The organism is Pseudomonas sp. MWU12-3103b (genome assembly GCF_023100615.1).
Lineage (GTDB): Bacteria > Pseudomonadota > Gammaproteobacteria > Pseudomonadales > Pseudomonadaceae > Aquipseudomonas > Aquipseudomonas putida_A.
Genome location: NZ_JALMEY010000007.1, coordinates 275,365 through 288,063, shown reverse-complemented (window position 1 = coordinate 288,063; position 12,699 = coordinate 275,365). Strand labels below are relative to the sequence as shown.

Here is a 12,699-nt window from a genome sequence, read left to right as displayed (position 1 = left end):
GTTTCGAAGAGCCCCAAGATCGGCCTCCTCTCCCAGAGGGAGAGGGGACTGACCGGGTTGGATGGGCGAGATCCGCCGACCTGAGTTATCGAGTCGAACTCAGGTTTCGAAGAGCCCCAAGATCGGCTCCCTCTCCCTGGGGAGAGGGCTGGGGTGAGGGGGGAGTTCACCGCGGTGTTTGAAAGGTTGGATTACTTCTTCGCGACGATGACCGCCCGCATCGGCGCCGGCAGCCCTTCGATGGTCTTGCTGTGATCTTCCGGATCAAGGAAGTCACTCAGCGACTGATACTTCATCCATTCGGTACCGCGTTGTTCTTCAACGGTGGTGGTGCTGACGTCCACGCATTTCACATCGGTGAAACCTGCCCGACGCAGCCACAATTCCAGCGCCGGCACCGACGGCAGGAACCACACGTTGCGCATCTGCGCGTAGCGATCTTCCGGCACCAGCACCTGATGCTTGTCGCCTTCAACCACCAGCGTTTCCAGCACCAGTTCGCCGCCCTTGACCAGGCAATCCTTCAGCGCCAGCAAATGCTCGATCGGCGAACGTCGGTGGTAGAACACACCCATCGAAAACACTGTGTCGAAGCCTTCAAGGTTCGGCGGCAGGTCTTCGAACGGGAACGGCAGGTGCCAGGCATTCGGCTCGGACAGATAACGCTGCACGGCCTGGAACTGGCAGAAGAACAGCCAGTTCGGATCGACGCCGATCACGCTGTCGGCACCGGCGCCGAGCATGCGCCACATGTAATAGCCGTTGCCGCAACCGACGTCGAGGATGCGTTTGCCCTTCAGGTCCAGATGCGGGGCGACCCGCGACCACTTCCAGTCCGAGCGCCATTCGGTGTCGACGTGCACGCCGAACAGGTCGAACGGCCCCTTGCGCCACGGCGACAGGCCCATCAGCGCGGTGCGCATCTGCGCGCGGGTTTCGTCGTCGCAGTCGGTGTCGAGTTTCAGGCCGTTGAACAGATCGACTTCAGTCGGCTGGAGTTTCGGCAACGCGTCCAGCGCGCTCTGCCAGCGCTCCAGATCGCCGTGACCTTTCTCCATTTTCCTGTCGAGTTGCACTTGCAGGGTGTTGGCCCAGTCGGCCAGCGGGGTGCCGGCCAGACGGCGGGCGAGGGGGGACAGATCAATCATGGCAAGGCAATCAACGAGGCAAAGTTAAGACACTGGAACCACGGCACGACTTTCGAGAACCCGGCGGCCAACAGGCGTTCGCGGTGTTCTTCGAGGCTGTCGGGCTTCATGACGTTTTCGATGGCGCTGCGCTTCTGGGCAATTTCCAGTTCGCTGTAGCCGTTGGCACGTTTGAACGCGACGTGCAGATCGGTGAGCAGCGCGTGCTCTTGCGCATCGTTAAAGCGCAGTTTCTCCGACAGAATCAGCGCGCCGCCGGGCAGCAGCGACTGGCGGATGCGCGAGAGCAACGCGGTGCGCTGCTCCGGGGCGATGAATTGCAGGGTGAAGTTCAGTGCCACCACCGAGGCCGGTTTGAACTCGAGCGCGAGAATGTCGCCTTCGATCACTTCGACCGGTAACAACTCCTGGAACATCGAATCCTGACCGTTGAGGTACTCGCGGCAGCGTTCGACCATCGCCGCCGAGTTATCCACCGCGATCACCCGGCAACCGTCGGTGCGCACGTGACGGCGCAAGGCTTGAGTCACGGCGCCGAGCGAAGCACCGAGGTCGTACAGAACGCTGTTCGGTTGGGCAAATTGCGCCGCGAGTACGCCGAGGTTTTCGACGATGGTCGGGTAACCCGGCACCGAGCGCTTGATCATGTCCGGGAACACCCGCACCACGTCCTCGTTGAAGGCGAAGTCAGGCACCTGGGCCATCGGCTGGGCGAAAATGCGATCGGGTTCTTTGCTCACGGCGGTTCCGGCGGTGTTGATGAAAAGGCCGGCATTTTAGCCAAAGTGGCGTCGGGATGCTTGGGTTGTCCGACGTGGCGAGGGGATTTATCCCCGATGGGCTGCGAAGCAGCCCCAAGATCTGTGCCTGCGGTCTGTCTGACATACCTGATTGACCGGTTTCAGGGCCGCTGCGCAGCCCATCGGGGATAAATCCCCTCACTACAAAATTAGCGGTGTTTCACGGAAAACGCCGAAGCGGCAATCCCCCACTGCCCCAGCCAGTAACTGAGGATGATCACGTACGGCGCAGCATGAAACGGCGCCACAAAGCGATCAATGCCGATCACACTGTCGGAGAACACGAACGCCAGCGCACCCGCCGCCGCCAGCAGCGCCGAACGCTTGGGCACATCGGTGCCGAGGCGGGCGAGGGCGCGCCAGAGCATGGCGCTGATCGCGGTGCCATAGACGAGCACTGGCACTAGCAACGGCCCGAGGCCACTGGAAATCAAAATCCCCAGCAGCACCGCGCCGACGCCGAGCGCGAGCACCAGCGGCAAGAGCGCCAAACGCTTGCAATCGCTGAGGTAAGCCTTGAGGTACGCCAGATGCGCCACCAGAAACGCACCCAGACCAAACACAAACAAATCCCCCGGCCACGCCAGCAACACGTCACCGAGCACAGAGAAAATCAGCCCCAGACTGATCCAGCGTCGATAGTCGCTGGGTGGCGCATCGTGCAGCCAGCCGAGCAGCGCCAGCACCGGTAACGGTTTGACCAGCAGGCAGAGCAATGCCGCATGCGTGCTCACACCGTAGATAAACGTCACCGCGCCCATCAGCGCCAGAATCAGCCAGCCCACGATCAGTTCACCGAAATGGCGCAGTCGAAGGTTTCTGCCGGTTCAACTTCCGGTTCCCACGGCTGCTGCGAGGTCAGGCGCAGGCGGCCGTTGCCGGTGGCAAAGGCCTGGAAGCGCCAGGTGGAAAAACCGCCCGCGCCGACCATGCCGGAATCTTTCGGACTGCTGTAAACCTCGGGACTGAGTGCATGTAGCACGCCGCCGGCGGAATCCTGAATTGCCCAGCGATAGCCCGTGGTCGGGTTGCTCGGCAGCATCACGATCAGGTTTTGTCCGTTGGTCAACTGCACGGGGCATTCGCTCTGGTTTTCCACGGTCACGTTCTGTTTTGGCTGCGTGGCGCAGGCGGCCAGCAAAGAGAGGGCGAGAGGGACAAACAGGCGAGTGGCGGACATAGGCTCAGTGGCTCCGGCGTTGACGACGAACGGCGAGCATAACTGAAGATGAGACAAAGTGTGACAGTGCCTGCCCTCACCCTAACCCTCTCCCAGAGGGAGAGGGGACTGACCGGGGGATATTCCAGAGATACACCGACCTGAAATAGATCGCTGAATCCATAATCGACTCGGTCTTACAGGTCGATGCGTAGCGCAAGACAACTCGGTCGGCTCCCTCTCCCTCCGGGAGAGGGTCGGGGTGAGGGGTTTTCTGTCAGAACAAGATCTTCGCCACATCCGCAAAGCGCTTGGCGAAGTGCACGGTAATCCCTTCCTTCAGATAATCCGGCAACTCCTCAAAGTTGCCCCGGTTCGGCTCCGGCAGGATCAGTTCGAAGATCTTCTGCCGCCGCGCCGCGATGACTTTCTCGCGCACCCCGCCAATCGGCAGTACATGCCCGGTCAGGGTCAGTTCGCCGGTCATCGCCACGCCTTTTTTCGGCGGCTGATTGCGGGCGAGCGAGAGCAGGGCGCTGGCCATGGTCACGCCGGCGCTCGGGCCGTCTTTCGGTGTGGCGCCTTCCGGCACGTGCAGGTGGACGAAGGCCTCGTCGAAGAATTTCGCATCGCCGCCAAACTGTTTCAGGTGTGAGCTGACGTAGCTGTAGGCGATCTCCGCCGACTCTTTCATCACGTCACCCAGTTGCCCGGTGAGTTTGAAACCACGGTTGAGCGTGTGAATTCGCGTGGCTTCGATCGGCAGGGTCGCGCCGCCCATGCTGGTCCAGGCCAGACCGGTGATCACACCGGTGCCCGACAGCACTTGTTCATTGCGGAACACTGGATGGCCCAGCGATGCTTCGAGGTCTTTCGGGCCAAGCTTGATCACCGCTTTCGGGTCGTCGATCAGCTTCATCACCGCCTTGCGCACCAGTTTGCCCATCTGTTTTTCCAGCTGGCGCACCCCGGCTTCGCGGGCGTAACCGTCGATCAAGGCCTTGAGCGCGCTGTCGCTGATGCTCAGGCTGCCCTTGGACACGCCAGCCTTTTCCAGCAGTTTCGGCCACAGGTGACGCTTGGCGATGGCGACTTTTTCTTCGGTGATGTAGCCCGACAGGCGAATCACTTCCATGCGGTCCAGCAACGGCCCGGGAATCGAATCCAGGGTGTTGGCGGTGCACACGAACAGCACTTTCGACAGGTCCATGCGCAGGTCGAGATAGTGATCGAGGAATTCGACGTTCTGTTCCGGATCGAGGGTTTCCAGCAGCGCCGACGCCGGGTCGCCTTGGTAGCTCTGGCCCATCTTGTCGATCTCGTCGAGCATGATCACCGGGTTCATCACTTCGACGTCTTTCAATGCCTGTACCAGCTTGCCCGGCTGCGCGCCAATGTAGGTGCGGCGGTGGCCCTTGATCTCGGCTTCGTCACGCATGCCGCCGAGGCTGAAGCGGTAGAACGGCCGGCCAAGGGATTCGGCGATGGATTTGCCGACGCTGGTTTTACCCACGCCCGGCGGACCGACCAGCAATACGATGGAGCCGCTGATTTCGCCTTTATAGGCACCGACCGCGAGGAATTCGAGGATGCGATCCTTGATGTCGTCGAGGCCGGCGTGGTGTTTGTCGAGTACCTTGCGCGCGTACTTGAGGTCGAGTTTGTCCTCGCCGTACACGCCCCACGGCACCGAGGTCGCCCAGTCGAGGTAGTTGCGGGTGACCGCGTACTCCGGCGAGCCGGTCTCGAGGATCGACAGTTTGTTCATTTCCTCTTCGAGGCGTTTCTGCACCTGTGCCGGCAGGACTTTGCCTTCCAGGCGTTGTTCGAACTGTTCGAGATCGGCGCTGCGGTCGTCCTTGGTCAGGCCGAGTTCCTGCTGGATCACCTTGAGTTGTTCCTTGAGGAAGAACTCGCGTTGGTGCTCGCCGATCTTGCGGTTCACTTCGGCGGAGATCTCTTTCTGCAGGCGCGCGACTTCGACTTCCTTGCGCAGCATCGGCAGGACTTTTTCCATGCGCTTGAGCATTGGAACGCAGTCGAGCACTTCTTGCAGCTCATTACCTGTCGCCGACGTGAGGGCGGCAGCGAAGTCGGTCAGCGGCGACGGATCGTTGGGGCTGAAGCGGTTGAGGTAGTTCTTTAATTCTTCGCTGTACAGCGGGTTGAGCGGCAGCAGTTCCTTGATCGCGTTGATCAGCGCCATGCCGTAGGCCTTGACCTCGTCGGTCGGCTCGGTGGGCTGGTGCGGGTATTCGACTTCGACCAGGTACGGCGGGCGGTGGTGTTTGAGCCAGGTCTTGATGCGTACGCGGCTCAGGCCTTGGGCGACGAATTGCAGTTTGCCGTTTTCGCGGCTGGCGTGATGGACTTTGACCAGCGTGCCGTATTCGGGAAGGGCGCCGGTGTTGAAGTGGCGCGGGTCTTCCTGGGGCGTGTCCATGAAGAACAGGGCCAGGGAGTGGTGGTCGGATTTGCTCACCAGATCGAGGGTTTCGGCCCAGGGTTCTTCGTTGACGATGACCGGCAGCACTTGGGCCGGGAAGAACGGGCGGTTGTGGATCGGGATGACGTAGACCTTGTCCGGCAGGTTCTGGCCGGGCAGGGCCAGGCCTTTGCCGGATGAGGTGTGTTCGATGTGTTCTGCTTCGGTGTAGTCGTCGGGGTTGTCCGGGAATTCTTGCTGGTCGCTCATGGGGCACCTGCGCAATGGGGTATGGGTCTTAGATGGGGCAGGCTTTGGGTGGTTTCAATGGGGGGCGGTGTTTCTGCTTGTGCGTTCAGGGTTTTGACAGGCGTCACGCTTTGGACTTGGCGGCCTTTGGGCCGACCAGGTTCTTGGGGTTTTGGGGGTATATCCGTTTTTTTGGGTGTGGCGGCTGGCGGTTTCGCCCTTACGGCGAGTCACCTTTTCCAGACGCCGAAAAGGTAACCGAAAAGGCTTGCTCCTGCGTTCGGCCCGCTCGCTGGGGCTCGGGGTTCCTTCGCTCCGGGACTGATCCGTGGGGCAGCGCCTCCGGTTTGCTTCGCTGCACCTCCTCTCGCTGTGTTTGGCTGCGCCAAACGGTCGCTGCGCTCCCACCCCCGGATCAATCCCTCCACTCAGCCTTCCGACGTCGCCCGTGGATCAAGATCAAGAGCGGTACTCGAGCTTGCGCTCATTGTTTTGAGTGGGGCGGCTGCGCCGCATGGGGCGTACACAAATCAAAACTGTGGGAGCTGGCTTGCCAGCGATGGCGGCCTGACAGCCGACCATGTTCTGGCTGAATGCACTCAATTTACCTGTGGGAGTGAGCCTGCTCGCGATGGCGGCCTACGAGCCGACCCATCTCCACCTGACTCACCCAATTCCACTGTGGGAGCGAGCTTGCTCGCGAAAGCGGTGTGTCGGTCACCGCAAGTGTTGGATGTGCTGACGCTTTCGCGAGCAAGCCCGCTCCCACTATGGCTCAGCTGTGTGCCGCAGATTGGGTGATTTCCACATTATCCAGCACCCGATTCACCGCCAGTTCTGCGAGCATGATGATTTGCTGAATGGCCAGTATCGTCCGGCGCTGCGGGATGTCGATGTACGCGGCGATGTCGCTGGTCATGAGGCTGGCTTGGGCCAGTGATTCGCAGGCGTGGACCAGCAGGCTTTCGTTGTCCATGTCCGGGGCGACCTGGAACATGCTGCTGGGTTTGTGGAATCTCACAGCGGCGGCGGAGGGTTTCAGGTAATGATCCAGCGCACGCTCGGCGGCGTCGTGGAGTTTTCTGGAATCGAGGGATTCGTAGGGGGAGGTTTCGGGGGGATTGGGTGTGGGTTTGATCATGATGAATTCTCAGTTGGTGAAGTGGAACTACCTTCAATTGCCGCGACGCAATCTGAGGTGGCAGCTGTACGCGGGTTCGCGGACCGATAACTGAGGAATCGGCATACCCCCAAAGAAGGTATCCCGCGCACAGCCGCCATGACACAACCAACAGGCATCCGAGGTGCTGTCAGGTTGGCGATTATGCATCAGTTATCAGGCCGCGACGCCCGGCCGCTGAATTTCCAGCGACCACCAGAGCCTATCCAGCCAATTTCCGAGGCACAACCGACGCGACTTGTCGGAAAACTCCCGCGTATAACGCGCTTCTGTAGGACGGACACCGTCCAGTGTGGGAGCGGGCTTGCTCGCGAAGGCAATGTGTCAGCCGGCAAACTCATTGGTTGATACACCGCTTTCGCGAGCAAGCCCGCTCCCACAGGTTTGTCCGGTGGACTCAGAAAGGGTGGGCACAAAAAAGGCGATGCCCCTCACGGAGCATCGCCTTTCCTTTACCGCCGCTAAAACTTATTCCGGCAGTTTGTACGCAATCACATAGTCACCCATCTTGGTGCCCAGCGAGCCGTGACCGCCAACAACGAGCAGCACGTATTGCTTGCCGTCCTTGCCGGTGTAGGTCATCGGGGTCGCTTGGCCGCCGGCAGGCAGACGCGATTTCCACAGTTCTTTACCGGTGTTCACGTCGTAGGCGCGCAGGTACTGGTCGAGGGTGCCGCTGAGGAAGCCGACGCCGCCTGCAGTGACCATCGAACCGCCCATGCTTGGTACGCCCAAGGTGAAGCCGATCGGGATTGGCGAGCTGTCGCGGCTGGTGCCGTTTTTGCGTTTCCACACGACTTTACCGGTGGTCAGGTCGATACCGGCGACGTAGCCCCAGGCCGGGGCCTGGCACGGTACGCCCAGTGGCGACATGAACGGGTGCATGATCACCGCGTATGGCGCGCCGGTGTTTGGCTGCACGCCAGCGGTTTCGCTCTCGCGTTTGCTGCCGGCGGCGACTTTCTCGCGTGGCACCATTTTCGAGACGAAGGCCATGTAGTTCGGGCTGGTGAACAGCATCTGGCGAACCGGGTCGACCGAGACGCCGCCCCAGTTGAACACGCCGACGTTACCCGGATAGATCAGGCTGCCCTGTTCCGACGGAGGCGTGTATTGGCCTTCGTAGCGCAGTTCCTTGAACTGGATGCGGCACAGCATCTGGTCGAACGGGCTGGCGCCCCACATGGCTTTTTCGGTCAGTTCCGGGGCCAGCAGGTTGAGGTCCGAACGGGCCTGGGTCGGTGCGGTGTGGTCGCCTTTCACGGCGCCTTGCGGAACCGGGATTTCCTTGATCGGGATGATCGGCGTGCCGTCACGACGGTCGAGGACGTACAGGCTGCCCTGTTTGGTCGGGGCGATCAGCGCCGGCTTCACGCCGTCGGCGGTTTTCATGTCGAGCAGGGTTGGCTGGCTGCCAACGTCCATGTCCCACAGGTCGTGGTGGGTGAACTGGTAGTTCCAGCGCACTTTACCGGTGGCCAGGTCGAGGGCGACGATGCCGGCGCTGAATTTCTCGGCGCCTGGAGTGCGGTCGGCGCCCCACTGGTCTGGAGTCTGGTTGCCCAGTGGCAGGTAAACCATGCCGAGTTTTTCGTCGACGCTGGCCAGCGACCACATGTTGGCCGAGTTGCGGCTGTAGGTTTCGCCCGGCGCCAATGGCTCGGTGGCGTCCGGCTTGTCGCTGTCCCAGTTCCACACCAGGTGACCGTCGCGCACGTCGAAGGCGCGGATTACGCCCGATGGCTCGTTGGTCGACTCGTTGTCGGTGACGTGACCGCCCATGATCACCAGATCACGGGTAATCGCCGCTGGCGAGGTGGAGTAGTAGCCACCGGCGGTGAACGGGCCGATGCCTTGGGTCAGGTCGACCACGCCGTTTTTGCCGAAGCCTTCGCAGATCTTGCCGGTGTCGGCGTTCAGGGCGATCAGGCGCGCATCGGCGGTTGGCAGGTACAGGCGACGCGGGCAAGCCTGAGCAACGGCTTTGCCAGCTTCGGAGATAACGGCCGAGGCAGCGTTCTCAGACTTGGCGTAAGCGGCTTCGTCGTAGTACGACACGCCACGGCAGGTCATGTGGGCGAAGCCCTTGAAGCCGACCGGGCTCTTGATCTGCGGGTCGAAGCGCCACAGTTCCTTGCCGGTGTCCGGATCCAGCGCCAGCACTTTGCTGTGCGCGGTGCAGGCATAGAGCATGCCGTTGGCTTTGAGCGGGGTGTTTTCGTTGGTCAGCTCGACCGGGTCATCTGCGGTTGGCAGGTCGCCGGTCTGGATGCGCCAGGCTTCTTGCAGCTTGCCGACGTTGGCCGGAGTGATCTGCTTCAGCGGCGAGTAGCGGTCACCGAATTCGGTGCGGCCATAGGCCTGCCAGTCGCCTTCAGGCATTTGCGGTGCGGTACTGGTCATGTCCGCGGTGTCGCGGCCCAGTTCGCCAAAGGTTTCGCCCGGGTGGGTGAACAGGCTGGCCAGGGCAGTCACACCGGCCAGCACCACGGCCACGGTCAGGCCACCCGTGCCCATCGGCGCAGGGCCATTGAGCAGCAGCGGACGACGGAACCACGGCAGCAACATCACGAGGCCGAGAACGAACCACAGGGCCAGACGCGGTACCAGTTGCCACCAGTCCAGACCGACTTCCCACAAGGCCCAGACCGTGCTGGCGAACAGCACGATGGCGTACAGGCCCAGCGCTGCGCGACGACGCAGCAGCAACAGAATGCCGCTCAGCGCAATGCCGATACCGGCCAGCAGGTAGTACAGCGAGCCGCCGAGCATGCTCAGCTTGACTCCCCCGGCCAGCATGGCCAGGCCCATCAGTAGAAGCAGAATGCCGAGCAGGCTCGGTAGCAGACGGCCCCGACTCGAAGCACTTTCGGTGCTCATAGTGTGATTCTCCGTGACGTTTATGTAGTCCCGCGCTGTAGTCACTTTAGATGACGATTGGGCACAGGTATGGTTCAGATAAAACTTGTGTAGCTAACGAATTTCATAAATCTCCTTGTGGGAGCGGGCTTGCTCGCGAAAGCGGTGTGTCAGAAGGCTGATGCATCGACTGACACGCCGCCTTCGCGAGCAAGCCCGCTCCCACCTTGGGGATTTGCGTAAATCTTTAGAACGAGGACTGGATCTTGATCCCCGCGATCAGTGCGTCATCGACCTCGTTCACACCGCCCGGATGGCGGATGTATTGCAGGTTCGGGCGCACGGTCAGCCAGTTGGCGACGTGCACGCCGTAATACAGTTCGGCGCTGTATTCGGTGTCCTGCGGCGGCAGGAAGGACGGGTCGTCATAGTCGTAGACGGCGTGCGCCTGATTGCTCGCTTCGGCGTTTTTGCGAAAGGCCGGGTTGACGTGGACGCGGGCCAGGGCGAAACCGATGTCGTCCTTGGCGCGGGCATCGAACGGGCCTTTGTAGACCACACCGGCCTGCACGTAGTTGTCGATGGCGTTGGTTTTCTTGTCGTGCATCGTCGCGTTGGCAAACACGCTCAAGCCGCGCGAGTGGTCGCTGGCGAGGCTGGTGACTTGCTGCTGCGCACCGAACCACACGCCGTGTTTGCTCGACGCGCTGCGGTAGGCTTCGCCGCTCAGTGCGGCGGGCTGGCCGTTCTGGTCTTTATAGACGTCAGAGGCCTTGGCGCTGCTGTAGTAGTAACCGGCACGGTATTCGCCCGGCAGACCGTTGAGCTTCGGCGTCCACACCAGTTCCACCGGCAACACGGCGCCTTGGGTACCGCTGCCGCTGAGTTTGAAGCCGTTGCCGCGATCGAGGTTTGACGGGTTCTGCTCGTAGGCGCCGACCTGCGCGTACAACTCTGGGGTCAGGTGATATTTGACCCGCAGCGCCCATTGGCTGACCGGCCAGTTGTACCAGATGCCGCCGACCCAGTTGCCGACCTGCGAGCCGCAGAACGCCAGGTTCTGGAAGTCGCACGGGAAGCTGTTGAAGTCTTCGCCTTCGCCGAAGCGGCCGACCTTGATGTCGAGCTTCTGGTCGAAGAATTTCTGCTGGTACCACATCTGCGTCAGGCGCGTGGTCTGGCCACGGCCCCAGACTTCCTGGGCCGAGGTGAAGCCGCCAACGCGTGGGTCGTTGATGCGGTCATTGCTGATGTTGTTGCCGCTGCGCTTGGTGATGGTCAACTGAAACTCGGCGTCGTCCCAGCCAAGGATTTTTTGCAGGTCCAGGTGCGTGCCCAGACCGAACTGGTCGCTGTAACGCGCGGTGCGATCGTGGTCGTAGCCGCCGTGCAGGTTACTGCCCATTTCGCCGGTGTAATCGAGTTTGAAGTCGTAGCCTTTTTCCGCGAGTTCGGTACGCGTGCCGTTCCAGTCACCGAGCATCCACGGTGAGTCGCTGTCGAAGGCGGGGGCCGCCTGGGCGTAGGTGGCGAAGCCGAGCGCGGTGCAGCCGCCGAGCAGGCGCAGGGCTGAGATAGCGCTGTCTCGGGAGAAGGAAAAATCAGGCATGGGTCAGTCTTTTTTTGGTGTTTTACGGGGGTAAACCGAGCGCTTCAATTTGACGCAGGCAGTGAAGCGATTCAGCTGAAGGGCGGCAGGATAATGATCTGTAACAAAAAGACAAAGGGCTTTTGCAGACATGCAGCATTTCTGATTTGGTAACAGTGCGGCAAACGGGCGCATTGTGGCGATGGTCGCAGGCTGCGATCTTCTCGGGTTGGCCTACATTTGATGCAAGGCCTTCCACCTGACCGGCCCCTCGGCTAAGGTGCGCGGCTTGTGCATTTTCCCTCCGTCCAAAGGCCTGGCATGAACGACCACACTCCCGATCCGCTGCATGGCGTAACCCTCGAACAGATCCTCAATGCGCTGGTGGCGCATTACGAGTGGTCGGGGTTGGCCGAGCGCATCGATATCCGCTGCTTCAAGAGCGATCCGAGCATCAAGTCGAGCCTGACCTTCCTGCGCAAAACCCCGTGGGCGCGGGAGAAGGTCGAGCGCTTGTACGTGAAACTGATGCGCACCAAGCGTCCGCTCTGAGATGGACGCCGTTACGCGGCGACGCCTGATCACGCTCATCGCCACGCTCGGTTGGGCCGGGCTGAGTATCCAGCTGTACCTGATTTTCCTTGCGCGGCTGAGTGTCGACGCCAGCCTGCTGGGCGGGCTGGTGAGTTTCTTCAGTTACTTCACGGTACTCACCAACACCCTGGTGGTGACCGTGCTGACCTGCGCTGTCACCGGGCGTGAATCCGCTGCGCAGCGCTGGTTTCTGCAGCCATGGGTGAGCAGCGGGATTGCGGTCAGCATTGCGGTGGTCGGTCTGGCTTACAGCATTCTGCTACGGCATTTGTGGCATCCGCAGGGCTGGCAGTTTATCGCTGACGAACTGCTGCACGACGTGATGCCGCTGCTGTTTCTCGGTTACTGGTGGTTTTGCGTACCCAAAGGCACGTTGCGCCTTTGGCACCTGCCGCTGTGGCTGATTTACCCGTTGGTGTATTTCATTTACGCGTTGCTGCGCGGGCATCTGCTTGGCGCGTATGCGTATCCGTTCATCGATGTGGCGCTGCTGGGTTATGCACAGGTGTTCGTCAATGCTGGAGGGATATTGGTGGGGTTTGTGCTGATTGGGTTGTTGGTGATCGGCATCGACCGCTGGCAGTCAGGACGAAGTTAAAAGGTCAATGTGGGAGCGGGCTTGCTCGCGAAGGCGTCAGGTCAGTCAACATCATGGTTGAATGATCGACCGCATTCGCGAGCAAGCCCGCTCCCACAA

10 protein-coding genes and 1 pseudogene are annotated in these 12,699 nt (G+C 61.2%); 3 read left to right on the top strand and 8 right to left on the bottom strand.

All coding sequences use genetic code 11. The annotated features are described in order from the left end of the window. Positions 1-191 precede the first annotated feature (191 nt). From cmoB to M0808_RS13945, 8 genes are all read right to left on the bottom strand, one after another. Positions 192-1,148: a tRNA 5-methoxyuridine(34)/uridine 5-oxyacetic acid(34) synthase CmoB gene (cmoB, locus tag M0808_RS13985; protein ID WP_247841505.1), complete on the bottom strand. Its 957-nt coding sequence runs from the start codon at positions 1,146-1,148 to the stop codon at positions 192-194. Beyond that, on the bottom strand, positions 1,145-1,852 hold the full coding sequence (gene cmoA / locus M0808_RS13980; RefSeq protein WP_208101786.1) for a carboxy-S-adenosyl-L-methionine synthase CmoA: 708 nt from the start codon (positions 1,850-1,852) through the stop codon (positions 1,145-1,147). The genes cmoB and cmoA overlap by 4 nt, the downstream gene beginning before the upstream one ends. Before the next feature lie 245 nt (positions 1,853-2,097). Continuing rightward, complete coding sequence (locus M0808_RS13975; protein ID WP_225136218.1) at positions 2,098-2,733, bottom strand: lysoplasmalogenase; 636 nt, start codon at positions 2,731-2,733, stop codon at positions 2,098-2,100. A 2-nt stretch (positions 2,734-2,735) separates the two neighbouring features. Beyond that, positions 2,736-3,128 (bottom strand): protease inhibitor I42 family protein, encoded by a 393-nt coding sequence (locus tag M0808_RS13970; protein WP_098965453.1) that lies wholly within the window; start codon positions 3,126-3,128, stop codon positions 2,736-2,738. Positions 3,129-3,384: 256 nt separating this feature from the next. After that, positions 3,385-5,802, bottom strand: a complete 2,418-nt coding sequence (gene lon, locus M0808_RS13965; protein ID WP_247841503.1) for an endopeptidase La — start codon at positions 5,800-5,802, stop codon at positions 3,385-3,387. 754 nt (positions 5,803-6,556) lie between these two features. Continuing rightward, entirely contained in the window at positions 6,557-6,922 is a 366-nt protein-coding gene (locus tag M0808_RS13960) for a DUF6124 family protein (RefSeq protein ID WP_027612112.1), read from the bottom strand. Between the two features lie 507 nt (positions 6,923-7,429). Continuing rightward, entirely contained in the window at positions 7,430-9,841 is a 2,412-nt protein-coding gene (locus tag M0808_RS13950) for a glucose/quinate/shikimate family membrane-bound PQQ-dependent dehydrogenase (protein WP_204895274.1), read from the bottom strand. 226 nt (positions 9,842-10,067) lie between these two features. After that, positions 10,068-11,429: a carbohydrate porin gene (locus tag M0808_RS13945; protein WP_098965447.1), complete on the bottom strand. Its 1,362-nt coding sequence runs from the start codon at positions 11,427-11,429 to the stop codon at positions 10,068-10,070. A 300-nt stretch (positions 11,430-11,729) separates the two neighbouring features. On the opposite strand from M0808_RS13945, the gene M0808_RS13940 reads away from it, so the two are divergent. The 3 genes and pseudogenes from M0808_RS13940 to M0808_RS28570 all read left to right on the top strand — a co-directional run. Continuing rightward, positions 11,730-11,960, top strand: a complete 231-nt coding sequence (locus M0808_RS13940) for a VF530 family protein (RefSeq protein ID WP_003227831.1) — start codon at positions 11,730-11,732, stop codon at positions 11,958-11,960. Position 11,961: 1 nt separating this feature from the next. Beyond that, positions 11,962-12,600 (top strand): Pr6Pr family membrane protein, encoded by a 639-nt coding sequence (locus tag M0808_RS13935; RefSeq protein ID WP_247841501.1) that lies wholly within the window; start codon positions 11,962-11,964, stop codon positions 12,598-12,600. A 9-nt stretch (positions 12,601-12,609) separates the two neighbouring features. Further along, positions 12,610-12,699, top strand: a pseudogene (locus tag M0808_RS28570) (metal ABC transporter ATP-binding protein); the annotation flags it as partial.

Excerpts from the sequence above, each read along its gene's own strand:
- M0808_RS13970 (WP_098965453.1), bottom strand. The coding sequence starts at position 3,128 with ATGTCCGCCACTCGCCTGTTTGTCCCTCTCGCCCTCTCTTTGCTGGCC.
- lon (WP_247841503.1), bottom strand. The coding sequence starts at position 5,802 with ATGAGCGACCAGCAAGAATTCCCGGACAACCCCGACGACTACACCGAA.
- M0808_RS13960 (WP_027612112.1), bottom strand. The coding sequence starts at position 6,922 with ATGATCAAACCCACACCCAATCCCCCCGAAACCTCCCCCTACGAATCC.
- cmoB (WP_247841505.1), bottom strand. The coding sequence starts at position 1,148 with ATGATTGATCTGTCCCCCCTCGCCCGCCGTCTGGCCGGCACCCCGCTG.
- cmoA (WP_208101786.1), bottom strand. The coding sequence starts at position 1,852 with ATGGCCCAGGTGCCTGACTTCGCCTTCAACGAGGACGTGGTGCGGGTG.
- M0808_RS13945 (WP_098965447.1), bottom strand. The coding sequence starts at position 11,429 with ATGCCTGATTTTTCCTTCTCCCGAGACAGCGCTATCTCAGCCCTGCGC.
- M0808_RS13940 (WP_003227831.1), top strand. The coding sequence starts at position 11,730 with ATGAACGACCACACTCCCGATCCGCTGCATGGCGTAACCCTCGAACAG.
- M0808_RS13950 (WP_204895274.1), bottom strand. The coding sequence starts at position 9,841 with ATGAGCACCGAAAGTGCTTCGAGTCGGGGCCGTCTGCTACCGAGCCTG.
- M0808_RS13935 (WP_247841501.1), top strand. The coding sequence starts at position 11,962 with ATGGACGCCGTTACGCGGCGACGCCTGATCACGCTCATCGCCACGCTC.